General features: G+C 44.2%; 27 protein-coding genes and 1 pseudogene. 17 read left to right on the top strand and 11 right to left on the bottom strand.

Features of this window, described 5'->3' with window-relative positions:
* The first annotated feature begins 106 nt into the window (after positions 1-106).
* The 9 genes from B5J94_RS03310 (at position 107) to B5J94_RS03350 (ending at position 7,975) form a co-directional block, all read left to right on the top strand.
* Positions 107-1,453: a lytic murein transglycosylase gene (locus B5J94_RS03310; protein WP_079363930.1), complete on the top strand. Its 1,347-nt coding sequence runs from the start codon at positions 107-109 to the stop codon at positions 1,451-1,453.
* A 153-nt stretch (positions 1,454-1,606) separates the two neighbouring features.
* Positions 1,607-2,122: a DUF2059 domain-containing protein gene (locus tag B5J94_RS03315; protein ID WP_062499269.1), complete on the top strand. Its 516-nt coding sequence runs from the start codon at positions 1,607-1,609 to the stop codon at positions 2,120-2,122.
* Between the two features lie 88 nt (positions 2,123-2,210).
* The gene (uvrB, locus tag B5J94_RS03320; protein WP_062499268.1) at positions 2,211-4,286 is read left to right on the top strand and encodes an excinuclease ABC subunit UvrB; all 2,076 of its coding nucleotides are present in this window, start codon (positions 2,211-2,213) and stop codon (positions 4,284-4,286) included.
* Between the two features lie 175 nt (positions 4,287-4,461).
* Positions 4,462-4,752: a hypothetical protein gene (locus B5J94_RS03325; protein WP_062499267.1), complete on the top strand. Its 291-nt coding sequence runs from the start codon at positions 4,462-4,464 to the stop codon at positions 4,750-4,752.
* On the top strand, positions 4,749-5,147 hold the full coding sequence (locus B5J94_RS03330) for a PIN domain-containing protein (RefSeq protein ID WP_079363931.1): 399 nt from the start codon (positions 4,749-4,751) through the stop codon (positions 5,145-5,147). Before B5J94_RS03325 ends, B5J94_RS03330 begins: the two co-directional genes overlap by 4 nt.
* A 69-nt stretch (positions 5,148-5,216) precedes the next feature.
* Positions 5,217-5,510: a hypothetical protein gene (locus B5J94_RS03335; protein WP_062501771.1), complete on the top strand. Its 294-nt coding sequence runs from the start codon at positions 5,217-5,219 to the stop codon at positions 5,508-5,510.
* Entirely contained in the window at positions 5,507-5,743 is a 237-nt protein-coding gene (locus B5J94_RS03340) for a PIN domain-containing protein (protein ID WP_062501769.1), read from the top strand. Before B5J94_RS03335 ends, B5J94_RS03340 begins: the two co-directional genes overlap by 4 nt.
* Before the next feature lie 166 nt (positions 5,744-5,909).
* Positions 5,910-6,473 (top strand): uracil-DNA glycosylase family protein, encoded by a 564-nt coding sequence (locus tag B5J94_RS03345; RefSeq protein WP_062498880.1) that lies wholly within the window; start codon positions 5,910-5,912, stop codon positions 6,471-6,473.
* Positions 6,474-6,523: 50 nt separating this feature from the next.
* Positions 6,524-7,975, top strand: a complete 1,452-nt coding sequence (locus tag B5J94_RS03350; protein ID WP_062498881.1) for an NAD-dependent succinate-semialdehyde dehydrogenase — start codon at positions 6,524-6,526, stop codon at positions 7,973-7,975.
* Positions 7,976-8,038: 63 nt separating this feature from the next.
* On the opposite strand, the gene lolA is transcribed toward B5J94_RS03350, so the two are convergent.
* Positions 8,039-8,662 (bottom strand): outer membrane lipoprotein chaperone LolA, encoded by a 624-nt coding sequence (lolA, locus tag B5J94_RS03355; protein WP_079363932.1) that lies wholly within the window; start codon positions 8,660-8,662, stop codon positions 8,039-8,041.
* Between the two features lie 493 nt (positions 8,663-9,155).
* Here lolA and B5J94_RS03360 point away from each other — a divergent pair, with 493 nt between their 5' ends.
* The 3 genes from B5J94_RS03360 (at position 9,156) to B5J94_RS03370 (ending at position 10,937) form a co-directional block, all read left to right on the top strand.
* Positions 9,156-9,428, top strand: a complete 273-nt coding sequence (locus tag B5J94_RS03360; protein WP_062498883.1) for a hypothetical protein — start codon at positions 9,156-9,158, stop codon at positions 9,426-9,428.
* A 134-nt stretch (positions 9,429-9,562) separates the two neighbouring features.
* Complete coding sequence (locus B5J94_RS03365) at positions 9,563-9,928, top strand: SH3 domain-containing protein (protein WP_062498884.1); 366 nt, start codon at positions 9,563-9,565, stop codon at positions 9,926-9,928.
* Positions 9,929-10,079: 151 nt separating this feature from the next.
* On the top strand, positions 10,080-10,937 hold the full coding sequence (locus B5J94_RS03370; protein WP_062498885.1) for a M15 family metallopeptidase: 858 nt from the start codon (positions 10,080-10,082) through the stop codon (positions 10,935-10,937).
* Between the two features lie 63 nt (positions 10,938-11,000).
* Here the strand turns inward: B5J94_RS03370 and B5J94_RS03375 are convergent, their stop codons facing one another.
* From B5J94_RS03375 to B5J94_RS03395, 5 genes are all read right to left on the bottom strand, one after another.
* On the bottom strand, positions 11,001-12,542 hold the full coding sequence (locus B5J94_RS03375; protein WP_158081031.1) for a D-alanyl-D-alanine carboxypeptidase/D-alanyl-D-alanine-endopeptidase: 1,542 nt from the start codon (positions 12,540-12,542) through the stop codon (positions 11,001-11,003).
* A gap of 18 nt (positions 12,543-12,560) precedes the next feature.
* Positions 12,561-12,848, bottom strand: a complete 288-nt coding sequence (locus B5J94_RS03380) for a polyhydroxyalkanoic acid system family protein (RefSeq protein ID WP_062498887.1) — start codon at positions 12,846-12,848, stop codon at positions 12,561-12,563.
* 53 nt (positions 12,849-12,901) lie between these two features.
* Positions 12,902-13,471 (bottom strand): dCTP deaminase, encoded by a 570-nt coding sequence (gene dcd, locus B5J94_RS03385; protein ID WP_062498888.1) that lies wholly within the window; start codon positions 13,469-13,471, stop codon positions 12,902-12,904.
* Between the two features lie 210 nt (positions 13,472-13,681).
* Entirely contained in the window at positions 13,682-13,885 is a 204-nt protein-coding gene (locus B5J94_RS03390) for a hypothetical protein (protein WP_062498889.1), read from the bottom strand.
* Positions 13,886-13,986: 101 nt separating this feature from the next.
* Complete coding sequence (locus B5J94_RS03395) at positions 13,987-14,286, bottom strand: hypothetical protein (RefSeq protein ID WP_062498890.1); 300 nt, start codon at positions 14,284-14,286, stop codon at positions 13,987-13,989.
* 426 nt (positions 14,287-14,712) lie between these two features.
* Here B5J94_RS03395 and nrdB point away from each other — a divergent pair, with 426 nt between their 5' ends.
* The 3 genes from nrdB to B5J94_RS03415 are packed head-to-tail and all read left to right on the top strand — an operon-like array spanning position 14,713 to position 17,030.
* Complete coding sequence (gene nrdB, locus B5J94_RS03405; RefSeq protein WP_062498892.1) at positions 14,713-15,810, top strand: class Ia ribonucleoside-diphosphate reductase subunit beta; 1,098 nt, start codon at positions 14,713-14,715, stop codon at positions 15,808-15,810.
* Positions 15,811-15,827: 17 nt separating this feature from the next.
* Entirely contained in the window at positions 15,828-16,190 is a 363-nt protein-coding gene (locus B5J94_RS03410; RefSeq protein ID WP_079363935.1) for a 2Fe-2S iron-sulfur cluster-binding protein, read from the top strand.
* A gap of 21 nt (positions 16,191-16,211) precedes the next feature.
* A complete protein-coding gene (locus B5J94_RS03415; protein ID WP_062498893.1) occupies positions 16,212-17,030 on the top strand; it encodes a Rossmann-fold NAD(P)-binding domain-containing protein in 819 nt (272 codons plus the stop codon).
* Between the two features lie 31 nt (positions 17,031-17,061).
* Here B5J94_RS03415 and B5J94_RS03420 read toward each other — a convergent pair whose 3' ends face one another.
* Both B5J94_RS03420 and B5J94_RS03425 read right to left on the bottom strand, forming a co-directional pair.
* Positions 17,062-18,309, bottom strand: a complete 1,248-nt coding sequence (locus tag B5J94_RS03420) for a ribonuclease D (RefSeq protein WP_143821889.1) — start codon at positions 18,307-18,309, stop codon at positions 17,062-17,064.
* A gap of 117 nt (positions 18,310-18,426) precedes the next feature.
* Positions 18,427-20,149 (bottom strand): annotated as a pseudogene (locus B5J94_RS03425) (BCCT family transporter).
* A 448-nt stretch (positions 20,150-20,597) separates the two neighbouring features.
* Between B5J94_RS03425 and dapF the strand changes: the two are divergent.
* Positions 20,598-21,497 carry a diaminopimelate epimerase gene (gene dapF / locus B5J94_RS03430; RefSeq protein ID WP_062498896.1) on the top strand — a complete coding sequence of 300 codons (900 nt, stop codon included), beginning with the start codon at positions 20,598-20,600 and terminating at the stop codon, positions 21,495-21,497.
* Between the two features lie 234 nt (positions 21,498-21,731).
* Here dapF and tgt read toward each other — a convergent pair whose 3' ends face one another.
* The 3 genes from tgt to B5J94_RS03445 all read right to left on the bottom strand — a co-directional run bounded on the left by tgt (position 21,732) and on the right by B5J94_RS03445 (position 24,857).
* Positions 21,732-22,865: a tRNA guanosine(34) transglycosylase Tgt gene (gene tgt, locus B5J94_RS03435; RefSeq protein WP_062498897.1), complete on the bottom strand. Its 1,134-nt coding sequence runs from the start codon at positions 22,863-22,865 to the stop codon at positions 21,732-21,734.
* A 56-nt stretch (positions 22,866-22,921) separates the two neighbouring features.
* Positions 22,922-23,971, bottom strand: coding sequence for a DNA polymerase beta superfamily protein (locus B5J94_RS03440; protein ID WP_062498898.1), 1,050 nt, complete (start codon positions 23,969-23,971; stop codon positions 22,922-22,924).
* A 109-nt stretch (positions 23,972-24,080) separates the two neighbouring features.
* Positions 24,081-24,857 carry a nucleotidyltransferase domain-containing protein gene (locus tag B5J94_RS03445; protein ID WP_062498899.1) on the bottom strand — a complete coding sequence of 259 codons (777 nt, stop codon included), beginning with the start codon at positions 24,855-24,857 and terminating at the stop codon, positions 24,081-24,083.
* Between the two features lie 119 nt (positions 24,858-24,976).
* Here B5J94_RS03445 and B5J94_RS03450 point away from each other — a divergent pair, with 119 nt between their 5' ends.
* Complete coding sequence (locus tag B5J94_RS03450; RefSeq protein ID WP_062498900.1) at positions 24,977-25,327, top strand: protein tyrosine phosphatase family protein; 351 nt, start codon at positions 24,977-24,979, stop codon at positions 25,325-25,327.
* Positions 25,328-25,368 lie beyond the last annotated feature (41 nt).

Consider the following 25,368-nt stretch of genomic DNA (forward strand, 5'->3'; position numbering starts at 1 on the left):
TCCGTCTTTTGCCTTATCCATCTTTACCTTGCCAAATATATAAATATCATTGCCAAAACTCTCATAACTGTGTACAATGGCAACAAATTTTTACCGCTAAATACTCATGACTTATTCTGTAACAACTCTGCTAGACCACCCTACTTTTCGCCTGTCCGCTGTGGCTGTTGCCACCATCACGCTACTATCCTGTGCTTCGGCTCCCCAAGCCCCACAGCGACCCATCGCTGTTGAAACACCAACGCCCGCCCCCGCCCCATCTCGGGTGGTCATCGTCAAACCCCAAACACCCATCGCCCCAGTAACCGCCCCCACGCCTGCCCCATCGGTAGAAAATCGCTACTATGGCAGTTTTGGCGATTGGAAAAGCGACTTTATCACTCGCACCATCGCTGGCGGTCATGCCTCTCATGCGGTGCATGCACTGATGGGCAGTGCCAGTCTCAACTCACAGGTCATCAGCCTAGACGGTCGCCAAGCCGAATTTGCCAAAATGCCATGGTCATACGTCGAATCTGCCGTTACCTCAGGGCGTGTCTCTGACGGTAGAGCCAAAATGCGTGAATACCCCTCCCTACTCTCACGAGCCGAAAGCCAGTATGGTGTCCCCAAAGAAGTGATGGTCGCCATTTGGAGTATTGAGTCCTCTTTTGGGGCGGCAACAGGTTCAACCGACTTAGTCGATGCCTTATCTAGTCTTGCTTTTGATGGTCGCCGTCGCAATTTTGCCGAAGGCGAACTGCTTGCCATGTTACAGATGATTGAGCGTGGCGATGTCAATCGTTCACAACTGCGTGGGTCATGGGCGGGAGGCATGGGTCATACCCAATTTATCCCCTCTACTTGGATAAAATACGGCGTGGACGGTAACGGCGATGGACAAAAAAACCCGTGGACAATCTCGGACGCTCTTACCTCCACCGCCCATTATCTAGGAGCGAGCGGTTGGGTGTCAGGCGTGGATGCTTTTTATGAAGTTCGCTTGCCAACTGGCTTTAACTATCAACTCTTAGGACAAAAACAATCCCTAGAATCGTGGAAATCCTTGGGCGTGGTCTCTGCCAATGGCGAGTACCTTGGCGGTCATGCCCAAGGCGAGCTGTGGCTCCCTGCTGGCGTAAATGGTCCTGCCCTGCTACTAACACCCAACTTTGATGTCATCAAAGTTTATAACAACTCATCTAGCTACGCCCTAGCCGTGGCAACCCTTGCCAAACGTATCGCTGGTGGGACTGGCATTAGTGGCAACTGGCCACGCCACGAACAGCCCCTGCCTCGCTCAGAAGTGATTCGCTTGCAAGAAACCTTAAACGCCAAAGGCTACTCTGCCGGCAAAGCAGACGGTGTGGCAGGGGCAAACACGTCTCGTGCCTTTGCTCGTTGGCAGGCGGATAACGGACGCATTCCTGACGGTTTTATCACCCAAAACTCAGTGCGTGGCTTGGTCTGGTAACATAAAAGTCGGTGCGTGATGTACCGACTTTTTATTTAAATCACTCATCACACAGTTAAGCCATCGTTGCAAATGATAACAATTTAAAACTTTTCATCTTGATAAAAATCTGTTAGATTATAGCACTTTTAACTTTTAACCTTTGGAGCTGTTATGAAAATCAAATCCCTACTACTGCTTAGCACCCTATTTTGTACCAGTGCCTTTGCTGCACCGAGCAATCAATCACTAGAAGAACTTGCCAAAATCATGCCTTACGAATCCACGTTTTACCAAGCGGTCGTTGCCCCACTTGAAATGGAACGCATGGCAATCGCTCAGGGCATGGCACAGGACAACACACTCACCGATGACCAACGCAAAAAAGCCCTAAAAGCCTTTGACGGCTATGCCGAAGGACTCATTAACAGCCTAGACACCAAAGCGACCAAAGACGGGCTTAAAAAATCCTACCTAAACGCCGCCAAGTCATTTAGCCAAGCCGAAGTGGATGCCATGATTGCTTTTTATGGCAGTAAAGACGGGCAAAGTGCCTTAAAAAAACAAGATGCCGTCTTTGAGTCCTACATGAAAAGTGCAGGCGAGAGCAACAAAAAAACCGTAGAAGCCTACGAAAACAAACATCTTAAAAAAATGCAGGATGATGTTAAAAAGATTTTAAACAAATAATCAATTGCACCGCTCTTTCCTGCCATCGCTTGCAAATCCTTATCATGACCCCATTATGATAAGGATTTCTTTTAATAACAACAAAACCATGCAACAGCCCAAAACCACTCGTGCCAAAATCACCGAAAGTCAGCTTACCAAACAGCTAGGCGATGACGATAAAGTCTTTAAAATGGTTACGCCCTTTGCTCCCAGTGGCGACCAACCGACCGCCATACAGTCCCTAGTGGACGGGGTCAAGGCAGGCAAAAAAGACCAACTTTTGCTTGGCGTTACAGGCTCGGGTAAGACTTATACCATGGCAAAGGTCATTGAGAGCTTGGGGCGACCTGCGATTATCATGGCTCATAACAAGACGCTGGCGGCACAGCTTTATGGCGAGTTCAAGGAATTTTTCCCCCATAATGCGGTAGAGTACTTTGTCAGTTATTATGATTATTATCAGCCTGAGGCGTATGTCGTGGCAAGCGATACCTTTATTGAAAAGGATTCTGCCATCAACGACCACATCGACCAAATGCGACTGTCCGCCACGCGTGCCTTGCTCGAACGCCGTGATACCATTATTGTGGCGAGTGTGTCCGCCATCTATGGCTTGGGAGACCCTGAGAGCTACCTAAAAATGCTCCTGCACGTGGTCGTGGGCGATGTTGTGGACAGAACCGACCTTATCAAGCGTTTGGTTGAGTTACAGTATGAGCGTAATGAGCTGGACTTTGGGCGTGGCACCTATCGCTTGCATGGCGAGACATTAGACATCTACCCTGCCGAGAGTGAGCAGTTGGCGGTGCGGATTAGTATGTTTGATGATGAAGTTGAAAAAATCACATGGTTTGACCCTTTGACGGGCAAAAACATCAAATCCGTGCCACGCATTACCATCTACCCCAAATCACACTACGTTACCCCCCGAGAAAAATTAGAAGTGGCAATGGGTACGATTAAAGAAGAGCTTGCCGAGCGGTTAGACTATTTTCGCTCGCATGATAAGCTACTAGAAGCCCAGCGTATCAAAGAACGCACCCAATACGACTTAGAGATGATACAGCAGTTAGGCTACTGTAACGGCATTGAGAACTACTCTCGTCATCTGTCAGGGCGACAGGCAGGCGAGGCACCGCCCACACTTTTTGACTATCTACCGTCTGATGCGTTGGTGTTTTTGGACGAAAGCCACGTTACCGTTCCCCAAATCGGAGCGATGTACAAGGGCGATAGAAGTCGCAAAGAAAACTTGGTTAATTATGGCTTTCGCTTGCCGTCCGCCATGGATAACCGCCCCATGATGTTCGAAGAGTGGGAGGCGGTCGTGCCAACTCGTATCTTTGTATCGGCAACCCCTGCCCCTTATGAGTTGGAACATAGCGAGCAAGTGGTCGAGCAAGTCGTCCGCCCCACAGGGCTGATTGACCCCATACTAGAAATACGCCCCGTACTCACCCAAGTGGACGATGTGCTTGGCGAGATTAACCTGCGTAAGCCACTCAATGAGCGAGTGCTGATTACCACGCTCACCAAACGCATGGCGGAGGATTTGACCAGTTATTTAAAAGAATATGGCGTGCGTGTGGCATATTTGCACAGCGACATTGATACGGTAGAACGCATGAAAATCATTCATGAACTTCGAACAGGGGTGCATGATGTGCTGGTGGGTATTAACCTTTTGCGTGAAGGCTTGGATATGCCTGAGGTGTCGCTTGTGGCGATTTTTGATGCGGACAAAGAAGGCTTTTTACGCTCGGAGCGGTCACTCATTCAGACCATTGGGCGGGCGGCACGGCACGTCAATGGCAAGGCTATCCTATACGCCGACAGCATTACCCCCAGTATGCAAAAAGCGATAGATGAGACCGAACGCAGACGAGCCAAGCAAATCGCCTTTAATGATGAGCATGGCATTATACCAAAATCGGCAAGCCGTACCATTACCGATAAGATTGACACGGGCGAGATTGAGAGCGTGGATGCCCCAACAATTGATGTGCCTTTTGCCCTAAATGACATTGATGTAGAAATCTTACGCCGTCCTGAACTCATGATAAAAGAGATTAACCGCCTAGAAAAACAAATGAAAAAACTCTCAGGCGAGCTAAAATTTGAAGAAGCGATGAGAGTGCGTGATACCATGCTGGCGTTAAAAGATGAGTTTAATAAACTGTAAGATATACTTTATACTTAACTTAAAATGATAACTCATTGATTTTTAATAATTATTTTTTGATTTGTAGGGGCAAATTGCAATTTACCCTTAATAAATCAACCAATTATATAAAGTTGAAATGGGGCAAAATACACCTTTTTGTGGTACACTTAACGGACAACCTAAGGAGCATACCATGACCCAAATCATCATCAATAGCCCCACCGACAGCAGTTTGTCTATCATGTTACCACTCAATGCGGACGGTAGCGTGGTGTTTCCTAAGTGGTTGATTGATGACATGAATTTGCAGGTAAATCTGCCAATAGAATTTGTCATCACCCCCAAACGACCCACACCGCAAAAACAATCTTTATCAGTTCAAGACATGGCAGGGCGACTACAACACAAAACCCACATCAAATCCACCATTGATGAGATGAATGACAGTATCGCCGAGCAATTTAGCACTTGGGGTAATTCATGATTTCATTGGATACGAATATTTTGGTGCGGTTTTTGGTAAGAGATGATGAAATTCAATTTCAAAAAGTATTGCACTTTTTGCAAGATTTAGAAAACAATCAAAAACAAGCCTTTATTTCTTTGTTGGTGTTGATTGAATTAAATTGGGTGTTGTCATTTCGCTATAAAATCGCCCGTCAAGATATTATCCATGAAATGATAAATCTTTGCCATATGCCAATTTTTGACATAGAACACAATAAAGAAGTCAAACAAACCCTACTATACGCCCAAAATAATACTTTTGATTTATCTGATTTATTGATAGCGTGCAAAAGTCGCAGTTTGGATAATTTACCCGTTTATACCTTTGATAAAAAAGCAAGTCGGGCGGAAGGGTTTGTTTTATTGCCATAAGTTGTATTTGCCTTTGGCATTTGCAATAAAAAACAAAAGACACATCCTAATAATCTCTAAGGAATATATATGACCCAAATCATCATCAATAGCCCCACCGACAGCAGTTTGTCTATCATGTTGCCACTCAATGCAGACGGTAGTGTGGTGTTTCCTAAGTGGTTGATTGATGACTTGACGCACTCTCATCGCTTGGTGAGTTTTAAAAATAATCAAAAAACCGCCAAAAAAGATGACGTGCTTGCCATGATTGAAAATACAGGCGGACTGCTTGCCCCTTATGTCAAGCAGTCACTAACCATTGATGAAATGAATGACGGCATAAACCACCATTTTTCACAAATGGATAAGGCGGAGTTATGATTAGTCTTGATACCAATATTTTGGTGCGTTATTTAACCAAAGACGATACCGTGCAATATCAAAAAGTGGTGGCATTATTTCAAAAATTTCATACGAATAATGAACAGGGTTTTATCTCTTTATTGGTGGTTTTGGAAGTAAATTGGGTATTGGCATTTAGTTATAAAATTCCTAGACATGAAATTATCCATTCGCTATTAACTTTATTAAATTTCCCTTTTTTTAACGTTTGAACAAGCCAATCATCTAAAACAAACCCTACTATACGCCCAAAATAATACTTTTGATTTATCTGATTTATTGATAGCGTGCAAAAGTCGCAGTTTGGATAATTTACCCGTTTATACCTTTGATAAAAAAGCAAGTCGGGCGGAAGGTTTTGTTTTATTGTAGAATATTATGCAAGAATCCCACCTCTTACCGCCATTCGTCCCACTCCATGCCAAAGTGTTGATGCTTGGCAGTTTTCCACCACCGCCTAATCGCTGGGCGATGAATTTTTATTATCCCAATTTAAATAATGACATGTGGCGGATTATGGGCTTGGTATTTTTTGATGATAAAGATTATTTTATTGACGGTAAAAAGTTTAAAGAGACACTTTTAAAAGATTTTTTAAACAAACAAGGCATTGCCATTTATGACACTGCCAAAACAGTCATTCGTGAAAATAACAATGCGTCCGATAAATTTTTAACCATTATCCAAAAATCCGACATTCAAGGCTTATTAGCCACCTTGCCCGAGTGCAATCATATCATCACTACAGGCGAAAAGGCGACACAGATTTTATTGTCCGATTTTGATATTAACATGCCAAAAGTTGGGCAATCGGTAAATTTAACATTTGACAATAAAATTGTTACTCTGCACCGTCTGCCGTCATCATCACGGGCGTATCCGCTTGCCCTTGATAAAAAGGCATGGTTTTATCGGGCGGTGTTTGAGAAATTAGACTTATAAATATGATTGTATAACTACCATGCATAGCATGACCGCCAACAGGAGTTTTTATGAAATTATCCAACCCCAAGCTATTCCACGAACACGCACTCGTCAATAACACATGGCAATCCGCCAAATCCGCCAACACCATCGACGTGTTCAACCCCTTTAATGATGAAAAAATCGGCACCATTCCCGATTTGTCCGCCGATGAAGTCGTAGAAGCCATCGGTTTTGCCAATGAAGCCCAAAAAGCATGGGCGAGCCTAACCGCCAATGAACGAGCGGTCATTTTGCACCGCTGGGCGGATTTGATTGATAAAAATCGTGAAGACCTAGCTATCATCATGACCACAGAGCAAGGAAAGCCCTTAAAAGAATCTCGTGGGGAGATTGGCTATGCCAACAGCTTTATCCGCTTTTTTGCCGATGAAGCCAAACGGGCGTATGGGGATGTGATACCCAGCCCGAACGCCAATCTACGCTATGTGGTGCTAAAACAGCCCGTGGGCGTGTGTGCCAGTATCACGCCGTGGAACTTCCCGTCAGCAATGATTACCCGTAAAGTCGCCCCCGCCCTAGCGTCAGGGTGCGTGATGATTGTCAAGCCCGATAGCCAAACGCCATTTTCCGCTCTCGCCCTAGGCGAGCTTGCCATTCAAGCAGGCATTCCTAAGGGCGTTTTGCAAATCGTAACAGGTCAAGCGGACGTTATCGGGGGTGTACTCACGTCCGATGAACGCATTAAAAAGCTGTCCTTTACAGGCTCTACTCGGGTCGGTAAACTACTCATGGAACAATGTGCCAGTACGGTCAAAAAGCTCTCCTTGGAGCTTGGCGGTAACGCTCCTTTTATCGTGTTTGACGATGCCGACATTGATAAGGCAGTCAAAGGGGCGATAGCGTCCAAATATCGTAACGCAGGTCAGACGTGCGTGTGTGCCAACCGCATTTATGTTCATCAAACGATAAAAGATGAGTTCATTGCCAAATTTACCAAAGAAGTCAATGACTTACACGTTGGCAATGGACTGTCAGATGACACAGACATCGGCTGTCTTATCAATGACACCGCCGTACAAAAAACCCAAAAACTGCTCCAAGATGCCCTAGATAAAGGGGCGACACTCATCACAGGGGGCAAGTCTCACCCCACGCACACACGCTGTTTTTTACCGACGGTCATCACGGACATCACGGACGACATGGACATCGCCCACGAAGAGATTTTTGCTCCGATTGCTCCGATTTTTGTGTTTGACGATGAAACCGAAGTCATCAGACAGGCGAATAATACCCCCTATGGTTTGGCGTCCTATTTTTACACCCAAAGCCACGCCCGAGCATGGCGAGTGAGCGAAGCCTTAGAATACGGCATGGTCGCCCAAAATACAGGGCTACTCTCCACCGAAGTGGCTCCATTTGGCGGGGTTAAGCAGTCAGGATTTGGGCGTGAAGGCTCAAAATATGGCTTGGACGAATATCTCACCACAAAGTACTGGTGTATGGATGTGAGTTGATTAAATATTATACAATCAAAAACCGCCATCCTGTCTAAAATGGCGGTTTTGGCGTTTTTTCCCTTACTGATTAATCACATCCACACCTTTAGGCGGGGTAAAGCTAAATTGGCTGGCAGGAATGTTTTTGTTGATATTAATGTTGCTAAAACGAATCGACGTGGTCTGTCCGATACTGTCATTTAGCACCATCATCACAGGCTTGCCACCATTAAAGCTGATTGACAAATCTCTAAAATTGGCTGAGCTTGATTTGGGTTTTAGAACATAGTAGTTTTTGCCTTTGCTTGGCTGACTGACGGTAAAATTGCGTGTGATTTGATTAGGGTCGCCTGATAATAGTAAGGCAGGTGCGTCCCCGACTTGGTTGTTTACCGACTGCTTGGTCGCTTGTTGTAAGTCCTTATCATACACCCACATGCTACTACCATTTGCCACGATGAGCTGTTCTGATGGCGATTTGGTGTCCCAGCGGAATTTGTTGCCACGCTCTACCGCCATGCTACCGCTAAAACTTTGGCTTTTACCACCTGCTTTGGTTGTTTGTGAAAAATTGGCGGTCATTGATTTGGTGTTTTTAAGCAGGTTATTTAAATTAGTCACTGCCGTGTCATTGGCATGAGCGGTCAAAGCCGTCATGGGAAGCAAAGTCAATGCCAATGTGCTTAGGGCGATTTTTGTATTCATGATAACTCCAAATAATAAAATGATTGGTTTGAATGCCTTGTGCCACTTTATATGGCTTTTAAAAACCGATGAAAAGCTGATTAAATTTGATTATCCTGTAAAATCATGAAACAGCCATTAAAAGCTCTTAAAAAGCCATCAATGTAATTTAAGGCACTCTTGGAAAGTGGGGTCATTGTGCCACGTTTTTATGTTGCAATCTAGCCTAGTTTTGCAAAAATTTGGGGGTAATGTTACTTCTATGTGGCTAATTTTTGGCTAAACTTGATAATCGTGCCGTGATTTTATCAGTTTTGGCTTGTTTTTATCATTTTTATCAAAACTTTTGCCATTTTACCAAAATCATCGGTCAAATCAAATGTCGGCAATCGCCAACTTTTAAAAGATTTTAAATAACTTTAAATGAATGCCAATCAGGAATATTCATTGAAATTTCACCCAAATATTGGTAACATAAGCCCCCATTTTAATCATTTTAAAAAGACGGTGTTTTATGTATCTTAATCACAACCACACCTTACGCCCCATTCATCTGCGTTTGACGGGCGAGATTGTGGAACATTTGGAAAAAGTCAAGGGCGAGCATGGCTTTGAGTGCATTCAACCACTCATTCGCTTTTATATCCGTCAAGGGCTTGACCGTGATAATTCCGAATACTCTCTTAGTGATGATGTTGCCTTTATTAACGAACTCAAAGAACAAGGCGTCAGCGAGCAGTTAATAGAAAAAGCCTTGGAAAATGTCTGCAAAAAAGTTGACCAATAACTTTAATCAGCTTTAATCAGCCATCATAAGCAGTTGAATAAACGGTTGTTTTTTGGCGATAAATTGTTTCTTATTTGTTACAATAATTTTGTTGTTTTAAACAGAAAATCATGGTAATATTTCATAGAATACAAATGTATTTTAAAAATACCTGTATCGCCCAATATTTATCTGCTTATGGAGCATTGATGATGAAGTTAAAATCATTATTTATCGCTTTGATTGCGACCAGTGCCATCGGTTTTTCTACCAACATTTCTGCCAAAGTAGGTCCTGCCTATAACGGCGGTGGCTCATACGGATATGCCTGCACTCACCAAACCAATGGTAATGTACTTCTCCGTTCAGGCCCTGGTCAGAATTATAAAGTTCTAGCTCGCATGCCTAACGGAAGTGATGTTAGTATCATTGGCGAACGCAACTCTAATGGCTGGGTGTGGTACAAAGTTAAATTCGGTCGCAGTGTCGGCTGGGCTCGCTCAGATTATATTTGCAGTTAATCCATGATATTTAAAAGGCGAGCGATGCATTTTTTGCATTGCTCGTTTTGCAATCTGATTCAACCATTTTTATTTTTATTTGGGTATTTTAAAAACCCACAACAATCCACTTAGTAATGGTAATCTAATAATGAATGATTTAGGTAATTTTATGAAAAAACGCACAAGAGATTTATTGATTGGTGCAGGGCTTTTGGGGGTTGGCACGGTTGGTGCGATTGCAACTTTTACAAACAACCAATCAGGCTCGGGGTATATCGCAAGCCCAAGCAAAAACACCGTTCACGTCATCAGCCAACCCACTAACCCTACCGCCATTGCCGACCAAAGTGGGCGGTCTTATACAGGGTACAACCAAAACCAACAGACCCATCATCAACACCAGCCACAGCAAGCGATGAACCAAGGCCCCGCCTATCAAGCTCAGCAAGGCAATTTTAACACGCCAACACCCCAATATGATGCCAATGCCACAGGTTCGGTATGTGCCCCCGAAGCTCTAAAAGTGGGTATCAAGCATTTTAGATATGCCGATGCCGACCCTAGCGACCTTGTGCCTAGTGGCTATGGCAGTGACCCAAAATTCAAGATTCATCGTGCCGCCAAGCCTGCCTTACAAGAGATGATTAAAGCGGCTCGTGCTGACGGGGTCACGCTAACCCCTGGCTCTATCTTACGCACGTCAAGCCGTCAAGCCCAAATCGTTGCCAATAAGAAAAAACAAGGGCAAAGTGCCAAGCAAATCTATCATACATCCTCACACCCTGGCTACTCTGAACATCATACAGGGCTTGCGGTGGACTTCTCCCCGATTGACCATAACTTTGCCAAAACAGCAGGGTATCGTTGGCTACAGCAACATGCCCATGAGCACGGTTTTTACCAAACTTTCACCCCCGACTATTCTAGATACAGTGGCGTTTCTGAAGAGTCATGGCACTGGCGTTTTGAAGGTAAAAACAAAGAGTTCTCTTATGTCTTTGCCGATAGTATCAATCGTCGCTGTTAATGGTTTGTTGAATGTATAAAAAATAAAGCAGTTTTGAGACTGCTTTATTTTTTATGATTTATATTAAGACTGTCCCGCCGTCCATTCTATCACTTTATCTAACACATCATGGGCGTGCGTGTTATTGCCCGCCCCATCGGCATTGATGATGGCAACCACCACGTACATCTTACCTGACTGTCCCATGACATAGCCTGCAATGCTTGCCACATTATTTAGTCTGCCAGTCTTGATAAAGGCACGTCCGATGGCGGGACTATGGGGACGGCGTCTGGCAAAGGTTGCCATCGTGCCTGTCTGCCCCACAATCGGCAAAGACGCTTTAAATGTCTCAAATGTCGGCTTAGTCTGACTAAATGCTAACAGCTCACCCAACGCCCTAGGAGTAACCACACAATCTCGGCACAGTCCTGACGCTCGGCTCATGATGGGGGCAGGCGTGGTAAGATGTTGTTGCCACCATGTATTTATCAGGGCAAAACTTTTGGGGTAATCGCTCGTTTTTTGACCCATCATCAGAGGCAAAGACAGAGCCACTTGCTCGGTCATGACGTTATTAGAGTATTGGTTAATCTGATATACCTGCTCAGACAAAGGCTTGGACGCAAAGGACAGCAAAGGCGATAACGTTCGCCCTGCCCCATCATAAGGCTGTCGCAACCTAACCTGCCCAACAAAGTCCTTATCAAGGGCTTGCCATGTACCTTTGACCGCTCTGGTAATAAACGCTTCGCTGTCAGCAAAGGTTAGCCACTCACTCGCCTGCCCACAGCTCACACCCACTTGTCCTGTGATGGTCAAAGTATCGGCAGATAAGCCAAATTTTGGCTTGGTGCGACATGACTGGATATCGCCCTGTATCATGGTCGGTGCGTGAAAATCCGCCAACTTTGGCAATACCTGCACCGCAACCGTCCCATCTGTCGGACGAAAATACGGCACAGGTTCACCAATCGTGACATCCTGCCCAGTTGTCTGCCCCGACCCAAACACCCATGTACCCGATGGTATCATACTCACTTCAAGCGTGCCAAAATTTATCAAAAAGGCATTGGGCTGGGCATTGTAGGCTCGCAGTCCCTGCCCGTCAAAAGCATTGACATCTTGGGCGACATTGACAAAGCCAGTATTATCGACAATGATGTCGCCCTTAATGTGACGCACGCCCCGAGCCGTCAGCTGTGAAAACATGGCACTAAGGCGGTCATGAGTCAGTGATGGGTCGCTACTGCCCTTGATGATAAGATTCCCATATAAAGTATCGCCAACCACCACGCCATCGGTGTATAGCCGTGTCTGCCAACGATAATCCGCCCCCATCACGTCCAAAGCAATGGCAGTGGTGATAAGCTTTTGCGTGGACGCTGGGGTGCGTGGTGTATCCGCCAGATGACTGATGAGCGGTGCCGAACCATCACTTGCCATCACCCAAATACTGATGTCATCGCTTGATAATCCGCTTTTGGCAAGCTTATCACTGATGGCAGATGGCAGACTGATTGATGTCTGTAAGTTGGCAGGAGTAGCAGGCTGTGTATTGGCAAATGCAGGTAATGCACAAAGCACGCTAAGACTTAGCGTGCTGATGATAAATGAATAAGACATGGTCATGGCAGGCATGGATTAAGCAAAAAACTTATCCAAACCCTCTTGGATACCACTACTAATCATACCCTTAAACGGCTTTGCCAAAAAATTCAAATCCGCCTCAAAGATGACTTTATCGCTGTCCAAAAACGCACGTCCGTCCACACCTGCTTTTTTGATACTTACGGTGTCACTATCCGCTCCTTCTTGGTAGGTCGCCTCAAAATCAAACTCTTGCTTTGCCTCTTCTAGCCATGCTTTGGCTTTGGTGCGAGCAGTGACAAGGTCAAAGTTATGACGTTTTTCAATACGTAAATCAGACATGGTATTCTCTTTTTAAAATAATAAATAATAAATGGTAAATGGCAAATGACAAGTTAAGTTTTTGGCAAAGTAACACCCGTTTGCCCTTGATATTTACCACCCCTATCTTTATAGGAAGTTTCACAGACTTCATCGGATTGGAAAAACAGCATTTGAGCCACGCCCTCGCCAGCATAGATACGGGCAGGTAGATTGGTGGTGTTACTAAATTCTAAGGTAACATGCCCTTCCCACTCAGGCTCCAAGGGCGTGACATTGACAATAATGCCACAGCGAGCATAAGTGGATTTACCTAAACAAATGGTCAGCACATCACGGGGGATTTTAAAATACTCCACCGTACGGGCTAGAGCAAATGAGTTGGGCGGGATGATACATTCATCACCGACAATGTCAATAAAACTTTTCTCATCAAAGTTCTTAGGGTCAACGATAGCCGAATGCACGTTGGTAAACACCTTAAATTCATTGGCACAACGCACATCATAGCCATAGCTTGATGTGCCGTAGCTCACGATTTTCTCGCCATCGCTGTTATGGCGGACTTGACTAGGCTCAAACGGGGCAATCATCTCATGTTCGGTCGCCATTTGGCGAATCCAGCGGTCTGACTTAATCGACATGTTATTCTCTTATGATACGGGACAAAGCATTATAGCAAAATTCTTGGCTTTTTTAAACACATGAAAAAAACCGCCAAATGACGGTTCTTCTTGCCACACTTTTATAGCCAATCATTCATGATAATAGTCATTTAGTTTGGCAAACACCACAAAAAGCAAGCCATAACATACCACGCTGGTCACGAACAGTATCAGTAAGTTGGTTAAAGTTCACTCGTTATTAATGATGTTTGACAAAAAACCAAATGCCGACACGTTACCCCAAAACAGGTAGTTTATGAGTAGCTGTATGACAAAACCCACCGCACAAACCCCATGCGTGATGGCAGTTGCCTTTTTGGAATGAATGACAATAAAATAAACACCAATGGCAAAGACGATAAGATAAACAATAAATGACAGCAAATAAATCATGGAAATTCTCCTACCAATCCATTTTATGCCTGCAATAAAGCCCTACAAACATTAAGGCTTTTATTTTAAAACAATTATCAATCTCATGTCAAGACAAATCATCACTCTTGATAATAATCATAAGCCTTAATTAATATCACAAACAATGCCGAATAGCAAAAAATACTGATAAGGCACAGCACCATCAAATTAAAAGCACTGCGGTCATGGTCAAGATGAGCCAGTGATTCAAACGCCCCCAAATGCCCAAGTCCAACATAATTAATCAAAATCTGTGCACAAAAACCGATAAACACCAAAATGCCCACCCACCGCTCGGCACGGTCAGGCATTTTTTTGATGAATGCCATACCAAGGGCAAAAATCAGTGCGTACCACACCACCGATACTGCATAAATCATAAGAATCTCCCCGTGTAAACACAAATTGATTTAAAATGAATGATTTATATGTATCGCCATTGTAACACAATTTTTGGGTTTTGGTTATGGATATTTTTTAAACAAGTGTTGGTTTGGGGACATCTACCACTGATAACATTTTATATAAAATAAGATGGAAGTTTGGGGGCGTGCCTGCCTTTGGTATTTATATTCATCAAGTTTTTATCAACTCTACCATCGCCCCACTTAAAATCTCACAAAATCAATTCCTTACCCAAAATTTTCCCCATTTTGCCAAAAAAGTCCTGTCAAGATATAAAAATTATGCTAAAATGGCACGCCATAAAACACATGATATAGTGATTTTATTTTAAAATAACACCATATTTAGATAACAAGACCTAACCTCCCTTTGTTTATAAAAATCAATCATCAGAGAGTGTCATGCAGTATTCTATCTTTCCCCAAACCAAAAATGACCCCCTAAAAGAACCCATGTTTTTTGGGCAAGCGGTGAACGTCTCTCGCTATGACCAACAGCGTCATCCTGTGTTTGAACAGCTCATTGAAAAGCAGTTGTCGTTTTTTTGGCGACCCGAAGAGATAGATGTCAGCCGTGATAGGATTGATTTTAGTGAGCTATCTGCCCCCGCTCAGCACATTTTTTTGTCTAATTTAAAATACCAAACCTTGCTTGACAGCATTCAAGGACGTAGCCCTAATGCGGTGCTTTTGCCCATCGTGTCCTTGCCAGAGTTAGAGACGTGGATTGAGACGTGGAGTTTTAGCGAGACCATTCATAGCCGTAGTTATACGCACATCATTCGTAACATCGTCAATGACCCAAGCGTGATTTTTGATGACATCATGGATAATGAGCATATCCTTGCCCGTGCCAAAGACATCGCCATTTATTATGATGATTTGTACGAAGCCAGTCAGCTGTATAACTTGACAGGCAAGGGCGATTTGCGTGAACTCAAAAAGAAACTCTACCTATGTATTGTGGCGGTCAATGTCCTAGAAGCCATCCGTTTTTATGTGTCGTTTGCCTGTTCGTTCGCCTTTGCCGAAAATAAAGTCATGGAAGGTAACGCCAAAATCATCAAGATGATTGCCCGTGATGAAGCCCTGCACCTAAACGGCACACAGCACATCATCAATCTCATGCGACACGGTCAAGATGACCCCGAGATGGTGGAGATTGCCAAAGAGTGCCAAGACGAAGCGATTGAGATTTTCCGTGTCGCTGCCGAGCAAGAAAAAGACTGGGCAAGCTATCTGTTCAAAGACGGCTCTATCATCGGTCTTAACCGTGATATCCTGTGCCAGTATGTTGAGTACATCACCAATACACGTATGCTGGCGATTGGTCTGCCTGCCATTTTTGAGACCAAATCCAACCCCATTCCTTGGATAAATGCGTGGTTGTCATCAGACAACGTGCAAGTTGCCCCCCAAGAAACCGAAATCACCACTTATCTGGTCGGTCAGATTGACAGTGATTTGGATGGGGTGGATTTGGACGATTTTGAACTCTAATCACAAAAGTATCAGTCATGCCGTGGATTTTTACAGACGAAATGCGGTTTTATCTGCATGAAGGCGAGAGCTTGCTTGATGGTATGTTACGCACCGAGCATAAAGACGTGCGTTATATGTGTCGGCAGGGCTTTTGTGGGGCGTGTAAAATGCGTGTCAAGGGAGCGACAGACGCCCCCAAAACCAAACAAATCCCACTAGCACACCTAGATGATGATGAAGTGTTGGCGTGCTGTTGTGTGCCGATAGGGACGATGGTGGTCAGCTATGATGCGGACAAACCAAGCAAAGCATGGCAACATCAGCGTACGGATGGGGCGTGGCATTTACAAAAAACATCTATCATTAGCCGTCAGATTTTTTATAAAATAGACGGATGATGTGATTATGTGCTTTTGCTTATGACCCTAACCCGTTTTCCTATCAATAAAAAAACTCTACTCATCGGTGCCATTGCCCTTAGTCTGACGGTGGGAGGTATTGCCTTATCAGGCAGTCTATTGGGCAATCTATCGCGAAACCAAAAGTCCGCCAAAGACTCTGTTAATGCCGAATCGTCAGCAGGCGTAGCAAGCATGGTTGTTGCCCCTGCCACGGCAAGTGTGGACAGCTCCGATGGTCAAACCCATACAGAGACAACGCAAGCGGTGAGTTATGTCGCTTTGGCTGATGCCACGCTTGATGTCGCCCAAAGACAAAACATCGCACGCCAAATCAAGAATTTAGAACACACAGGCAGTACATCGGGCGGTGTATTAACTCACGAGTTCAAATCCGCCACGCACGCCAAAATGTCTTATCGCTTCGGGCGAAAACAGCCCCTTGCCTTTGAAATGGTAAAAATCAAAGATGCTTTGCCGTCAGGCTTTGTGCTGACAGGGCGAGCGTATGAAGGAGTGCTTGGCAAGACGGGTTTTGATGGGGTGTATCGTCTATTTGAACACCCTAGCACCAAAGCACGCCTTGAAATCACCGAAACCCACATTCATCCCGACAAACCCTTAACACTCATCAAAGAGCTATACCGTGAAGACCTAAACGGCACACCCCTAAGGTTTGAGCAACTTATCGATAAAAAGAGCGATGTCTATTATCATGGCGAGTTCGTGGCGGGCGACCGTTATGTCAGCATGACCAGTCGTGGCATGAATCTGCCTGAGTTTATGACGGTGGTGGATGTGACACTCACGCAAGCCAAAGCGGTGCAAAAGGGGTTGTAGTTTTGCTGTTTATATTTACCCTTTAATCATGCTACATCTTAGCACCACAATCAAACCCGTCACGAATGGATTGTTCATGCTCATAAAGTAGGGGCAGTACCGTGCCAACGACCCACGCATGCCGATAGCCTTGCAAGCCCCCCGATAGGGCGTGTGTGTCATCGATGGGCAGACCTTGATAGACGTGATACATAAGCTCATTAATCCAACGCCCTTTTAGTAGCAGATTGCTTGGAATGTTTAGCAGGCGAGCTTGGGTGTCGGTGGCTTCGTCTAGGGCATGGCGAAAAGGCTTGGCTTTGCTGGTATAAACGGGGATTTTGACAGGCATGTCCGCTTGGGGCAGGGCTTTAGCTTCTTTGATGACACGGATTATCTCGGCACCATAACGGCGTAGGGCGGAGCGGTTTAGGGTGGTGTGTGCCAAATCTTTCATGTTGGTCGGCAGGGTCTCAATAATCTCACGCAACGGCTGTTTACCAATGATAAAACTGCGTGGCTCATTCACCGCCCGAGCCAGTGACTCTCGCCACATGGTCAAGCCCCGCAGTACCGCCAGTTGCTGTCTGGTGTAGGTCGGGGCGATATGGTCAAGATAGAGCTTATCATCGCTTAGGTGCTGAGTGTCGTACAGCTCTTTGGCGTAGAGTGTGCTGTCTTCATTGACATAGTCCAGCACCTGCTTATCATTAAGTGCCTGCACGACCGCCTGATGTAGGGCAAGCAGATAACGCACGTCATTGACCGCGTACAGCTCTTGCTCGGGCGTGAGCGGTCTAGCAAGCCAGTTGGACTGACTCTCGCCTTTATCTAGTGCCACACCCAGAATCTCACTGACCGCTTGGCTGTAACCCACTTGCAATTTACCAGTCAGATATGCCACGCCGATTTGCACATCAAAGACATTGGTCAAGGGCGGATTATTGGCAAGCAGATAAAATATTCCCAAATCTTCTCCACACGCATACCATACCATGCTCGGCACTTCGCACAGAGCCTGCCAAAACTCGGTCAAATCAAGCCGTGGGGCGTCCACAAGGTATATTCCTTTGCCAGTATTGACCTGCACCAATGCCAATATCGGATAATAAGTGTCACGCTTGATAAACTCTGTATCCAAAGCGACCACATCCACGCTGTCTATCTCGTCAATGAGTTCATATAGCTCGTCATCTGTTCGCACCCATCGGGTCGGCAAATCAAGCAGGGCGTGTTGGTCATCATTGCTAAGATGAGCGTGGGGAAAGTTAAAATTGGCAGGGTTTTTTAAATCAGTCATTGTAGGTCTATGTGTCAAAAATTCCCCTAATTTTACACCAAAATTAGGGGAATGTGTGGTTATTTTAAGTATCAATCATAATGGTGTATGATTTGCTTGTTGCCAATTGCTTTTGCATTATGAATTATTTTTGTCCATCGATGGGCTGGGTGGGGGTGGATTTAAGGTTGGTGGACCTGCCAGTAGATGCTCATCGACAAACTGATTGGCACTGTTATGTTCGGCAGATTCTTCGGTGATATACCATTGCCCTTTGCGATATAAGGTTAGTCTGTCACGTCCTAAGCCACGCAGTAAGCAGTACATCATCAAAAGCACAACAATGGCAAAGGGAAAGCCTGCCACAATCGCCGCCGCTTGTAGAGCTGACAGACCACCTGCCGCCAATAAGATACAAGCGATAACGCCTTCGGAAGTCACCCAAAATAGGCGTTGCACTTTGGGCGGGTTGGTGTTGCCCCCTGCGGTGAGCATGTCCACAACCAAGCTGGCACTGTCAGCACTGGTAACAAACCACAGGACAATCATGCTAAGAATGACAACCATCAAACCTTGGGTAAAAGGATAGTATTCAATGAACTTAAAAATAGCACTGCCTGTGTCATTTAATACCGCCGTTGTCAAGCCATAATCTCCCGACAGTTCCATATGAATGGCAACCCCGCCAAACGTGGTAAACCATAAAAACAGCAGTAGCATAGGGACAAACAACACCCCAAAAATAAATTCCCTGATGGTACGTCCACGACTAATGCGGGCAATAAAAATCCCCACAAAAGGTGACCAGCTCACCCACCACGCCCAATAAAAAATCGTCCAAGATGCTTGCCAATCGGTGTCGGTGTAGGCTTCGTTCCATAGACCAACTTGTACCAGTGATGATGTGTAGTTACCCACATTCTCAACAAAACTGTCAAAAATAAACTGTGTAGGGCCTGCGATAATCATAAATCCTAGCATGATGAGCGTGCCGATGATGGTAACATCGCTAAGTAGTTTTACCCCTTTATTAAGACCTGCCATGACTGATAACGTGGCACAGGCGGTTATCCCTGCAATCAAGGCGATTTTTAATGTCAAACTTGGGGTAATACCCATGATGTCAGCCAGTCCTGTCTCTAACTGCATGACTCCTAAGCCTAATGATGTCACTACCCCAAACATGGTGCCGAACACTGCTAGGATATCAACGATATGACCCCATTTGCCATAAATTTTTTGTCCGATGAGTGGAAACAAGACCGAGCGAATGGATAGGGGCAGACCACGCCGATAATAGACTTCTTTCCAAACCCCGATTTTTGTGGATTTTTAAAAACCTCAANNGGAAAGAGATTTAATGAAAATAAGCCAAACCCAAAGCAACCACGGCATACACCGCCCAAGCATGTAGCCCCCAATGTAAAAATGAGTAGGTCATGGCTTCTTTGGCACTCTCAACAGTGCTGGGTTCAGCGGTGGGCGGTTTGGCAAAATGCAGCAGTGGCTCGGCTGTGCCCCAATACAGCAGTCCAATCCCAATCCCTGCCGAAAACAGCATGCCAATCCACGAACCAAAACTATACTCGGGTGTCTCAGTCTGATGACCTAGGCGAATGTCACCATAACCACTGATGGCAATGTATAAACAAAATACCAAAGCAACGTTCATCAAAATGATAAATAAAAAGCCAAATCGTTCGGTGATAAAGGATTGGGCGTTATTAAAGAGCTGTCCTGCCATCTCGCTAAATAAAGTGCCAAAAATCATAAAAATAACAATCAGCAGTGCAGAAGTCAAAAACACAGGTATGCTTACTTGCGGAAAAATACCAAGTCGCCCAATGACTACTTTATTCATCACTGATCGTGGTTAAAATCCTTGGGTGTTTTGGCGGTCTGGTAACTGACGGGCTTATCAAGGTCTTTATCGTTCATCATGTATCCTTAGGATTGTCTATTTACTATATCTCTTAATCATGACAGATATTAACAAAACTTATGGTGGTTTACCGTATAAAAACGTATTATTTCTGTACAATAACAAAATATTAAGAGATTTTTCTGATTATTGATGGTGTCACAAATTTGTAAATGATTGTTTTTAAAAGCAAATGCTCTGATGAAATTTTACAAAAAGCGGCTTGATTGCCATAAGACTAAAATAAAACAAGTGTTTTATTAAAAATCTGCTTATTGGGCTGATTTTATGGCGTTTATTTTTGGTTTTAATATTAACAATTTGGGCGTATCATGTTAAGATAGACGGTGTGACTTTATAACTTAGCCAAAACAAAAGGAAAACGACAATGTTAATCGAATTTACCAAAATGCATGGTTTGGGCAATGACTTTATGGTGATTGACCTAGTGACACAGCGGATGAATCTAACAAGTGAGTTGGTGCGACTGCTTGCTGACCGTCATTTGGGCGTGGGCTTTGACCAGCTACTTATCGTTGAGCCACCGTCTCGCCCTGACGTGGATTTTAAATATCGTATTTTTAATGCTGATGGACAGGAAGTGGCACAGTGTGGCAATGGGGCAAGATGTTTTGCGTCCTTTGTACAGGCTCGTAAACTCTCCTTTAAACAGCGTTTGCGTGTGGAGACGGCAAGCGGGGTTATCACGCTGACCACCGACCGTTATGGATGGGTGCAGGTGGACATGGGTAAGCCCAAATTTGAGCCTGCCGAGATTCCTTTTGCTCCCCAAGCCATCACCAAAGTGGGCAATTCCTACCGCCTAAATGTCGATGGCGAGCCTGTTCAGCTCTACCTTGCCAACATGGGCAATCCCCATGCGGTCATCTTGGTGGATGATGTGCTGACTGCCGATGTGGCACGTCTAGGCAGGCTCATCGAGAGTCATGAAGCATTTCCCGAGCGTGTTAATGTCGGCTTTGTCCAAATCGTCAATCAACGCCATGTTCGCTTGCGTGTCTATGAACGTGGTGTGGGTGAGACGCAGGCGTGTGGCACGGGTGCGTGTGCGGCGGTCGCTGTGGGCGTGCGTGAAGGTTGGATTGATGAAGGGGTGGATGTGCGAGTTCAGCTCTATGGCGGTAGCCTTGCCGTGCGTTATCAAGAAGGCTACTCAGTGATGATGACAGGACCGACATCCTTTGTCTATGAAGGGGTGTTTAGCCCTGATGGACTGGCAGCACAGGCAGGGATTAATCTAACACCGACCGAAGATTATGATGCCTAAATCAGTTATTTGCCAAATTAAACCCTTGCTGTTGCAGGGGTTTTGTTAAGTTGGGTTTTAAGCCAATACCCATCATTAGCATGTCCTATTTTATTCCAATCTCAACTTAAAATGATAACTTGTTGACCATTCGATGATTATTTTTGAGTTGTGGGGCAAATAGCAATTCACCCTTGATACATCAATTACTTATATAAGTTTGAACATAAAGCAAAACTCTATTTTATAGGTAGTTTACACCAAACCAAGCTCAGGCACTTCAAGCTCCTGCTTGGCATAAAATGTCGCCACAAATTCATCAAAAGTGTCATTTTCTAGGCTTTCACGAATGCCTTTCATGAGATTTTGATAATAACGCAAATTATGAATGGTATTTAGCTGGGCTGAGAGCATTTCACCGCATTTATGCAAATGGTGCAAATAGGCACGGCTAAAATTTTGGCAAGTGTAGCAGTCGCACTCGCTATCTAGCGGATTTTTGTCGTGGCGATGAACGGCATTTTTTATCTTAACCGCCCCTGTGCTGGTAAACAGATGTCCATTACGAGCGTTACGGGTTGGCATGACACAGTCAAACATATCCACGCCCCGTCTTACCGCCTCCACGATGTCAGACGGTGTTCCCACGCCCATCAGATAACGTGGCTTATCAGACGGCATACGGTTTGGCAGATAGTTTAATACTTTTATCATCTCATCTTTTGGCTCGCCTACCGACAGACCGCCAATGGCATAGCCGTCAAAGGGCATGTCGGTCAAGGCGGTCAAGGACTGCATCCGCAAATCTTCGTACATACTGCCTTGCACAATACCGAACAGGGCGTTTTTGTTACCCAGTTTGTGATGTTCATCAAGACAGCGTTGCCCCCAGCGGAGCGATAATTCAAGCGATTTTTGGGCGTCGGTGTGCGTGGCAGGATAAGGCGTGCATTCGTCAAACTGCATGACGATGTCGGAGTTTAGGGAGTGTTGGATTTGCATGGAAATCTCAGGCGACAAAAACACCTTTGAGCCGTCCACAGGCGAGCGAAAATGCACGCCTTCTTCGGTGATTTTTCTCATCGCACCAAGGCTAAACACCTGAAAACCGCCCGAATCGGTCAAAATCGGCTTATCCCAACCGATAAAATCATGCAATCCGCCAAATTCATCAATCACGCTCGTGGTCGGACGTAACCACAGATGAAAAGTATTGCCCAAAATAATGTCCGCCCCAATGGCGTGAATGTCTCGTGGGAGCATACCCTTGACCGTGCCATACGTCCCCACAGGCATAAAGGCAGGCGTGGCGACATCGCCATGAGCTAGGTGTACCGTGCCACGGCGAGCTCGGGTTTTTGTGTCGGTTTTATGTAGCGTGAATTTCATATCATCATCAAATAAAAAAGTGGCGTATTATAGCAATATTTACCAATTTTAGCAAATTAACCATATAATTGCTCTCGTATTTCAATTAACGTTTTTATGACCAAATAATGCTCGGGTATTTCTGGTAAATCGCTTTGGTCAAATGCCAATTCGACTTCTTTTATTAATTCATCTGCTTTTTTTAATAAATCATCATAATCAAATTTCCCTGATTTAATTGCCAAAAGTTCATCACGATTATCACGCTCCACAATCACTTTGCCTAATTTAGCAATATCCAAGGCGGTGTATAATAGCCGAAAGGTGTGCATGATATTTTTGGCGTCATAGCCTTTGCCATGATTGGCGGTGGATTCATAACGCTCGTGATTGCGTTTTTCTACCCATTCCCAATAGTCTTTATAATCTTGGCAATATTTGCTATATCCCATTTGATTAAATGACAAATAAGCAACAGGCGATACATCTTTGGGAATAGGGCTTAATAACACTTCTTGGCTGTCATCGTGAATAATCCCCCGATAGTCGCCGACAAACATCGCATACATATGACTGGCGTGGGGCATTTTGGATAAGCCGATTTGCAATTGGGTGAGATTGTGTTTATTTAGCCAATCTATCAAATCCACGCTTTTATGATTGTCAAATACCACACAAAATTCCAATAGGCTCTTTTTGTCTTTACTCATCGGATTGACGATTTTTTTATTTAAGCCACGAGATTTTTTAATTTGGCTAAGGGCAAATCCTGCAAAGGTTTTTTGGCATAATTTGGAAATAAACCAATCAGGATTAAACTTATCCATAATTGGGTGCTTATATAATATCTTATCGCTTGGCGTGGCAAGTAGTTCCATGATATTAGGATTATTTTGTAATAATAAATCCACAAATCGCCCCAGCTCATAATACACCACGTCATTGGTTTCGTTACTGACCTGTGGTACATAATCATCATGCAAACCATAATAAAAGGGCTTAGGCAAATAAAACACGCCTTTAATATCCGTATCTGATGACGGTGTGTCTAATCCGTAGGCACGACTGCCTGAGATACATTCTAATAAAATCAGGTTATTGGATTTTAGGTAATCAATGGTTATCATGGGGGTTCTCGTTAATTTTATATGATTTTTAATATAAATGGGCAAATTGCAATTTGCCCCTACAAATGTATTTTAATCTATCAATTTTTAAAATATATAATTGATAAATTTATTTAAAAACAATTTTTCTAAACAAATCATTTAACACACCAACATCGCCTTTTTGTTTTTTATCAAAAGTTAAATCTTGGGTTGTTTGCCAAAGATGTTGGGTAAATGTTTGCATGGATAGAGGTAGTTCATATAAATACTTTTCATCATGCGATTGCTTTAAATGGATAACGTGATTTAATTCATCAACATTATTGGGATTTAATAAACCAAACATTTCATTCATACACACAGGGGGCATGGTTTGGTATTCTTTTATCCATAGGCTTGCAAGCAATGCACGAATCAGATAACACCATTTTTTAAGTTTGATAGGACGGGATATGTCCAGTTCACCATTTGCCTTTTTTGCCATTCCTTGATAATGATGATAAACTGCTTGGGGGTTAAAAAAGTCTGATTGGATATATTTCACTTCTTTAATAAATTCATCATCGCCATGATAAATAATGGGCGAATTTAACCATTCAAAAATTACGGCATTGGATTTATGAATATGTACCAATGCTTTTTTAATATCCCAACCGCCAATATCAAATGGCACGTCAAATAAGTCATGATTGATAAATTCAAACGTGTCTTTGTCATCATAAATCTGCAAATACCAATCGGGCGTATGATGATAAATCAGCCGTACATCAAAATCACTATCAAAACTGGCAAAACCCCATGCCCGACTACCACTTTCTAGAGCGTGTAGCGGTGTAATGGCGTGGACGTGGCAAGTGGTGTGTAGGGTGTGGGTGATTTGGCTATGGTAGTCGGTGTTGGTCATAACTTATTCCGAAAAATAGATGTTATTATAACAAAATTATCCTAAAAATCCATTTGCTAAATATATCAAAAACAGGTAATATGCCTTTTGATTTTTAGTATTTTTAATTAGGAAAAGTTATGAGTAACATCGCCCCCGAATTTCGCATTACCCTATCAGGTCAAATTACCCCTGCTGACGTGGCAGAACTGGCTCGCATGGGCGTAAAAACCGTGGTAAATAACCGCCCAGACGGTGAAGAAGAAGGACAGCCAACCTCTGCCGAGATTGAACAGGCGTGCCAAGCTCACGGTATCGCCTATAAGCAAATCGCCTTTGCTGGCGGTATGATGGACATGAACCACGTCCAAGCCTTTGCTGATTTTTTTAATGAAACCGAACGCCCATTGCACATCTTTTGCCGTACAGGTAACCGCTCCAATAACCTTTTGACGGTGGCACGAGAAAAAGATTTGCTTGATGAAGAGTGATTGATTTTTATAAAAAGGGCAAATTTGAACCGACCCCCAAA

The sequence above is a fragment of the Moraxella lacunata genome (genome assembly GCF_002027545.1).
GTDB classification, from domain to species: Bacteria; Pseudomonadota; Gammaproteobacteria; order Pseudomonadales; family Moraxellaceae; genus Moraxella; species Moraxella lacunata.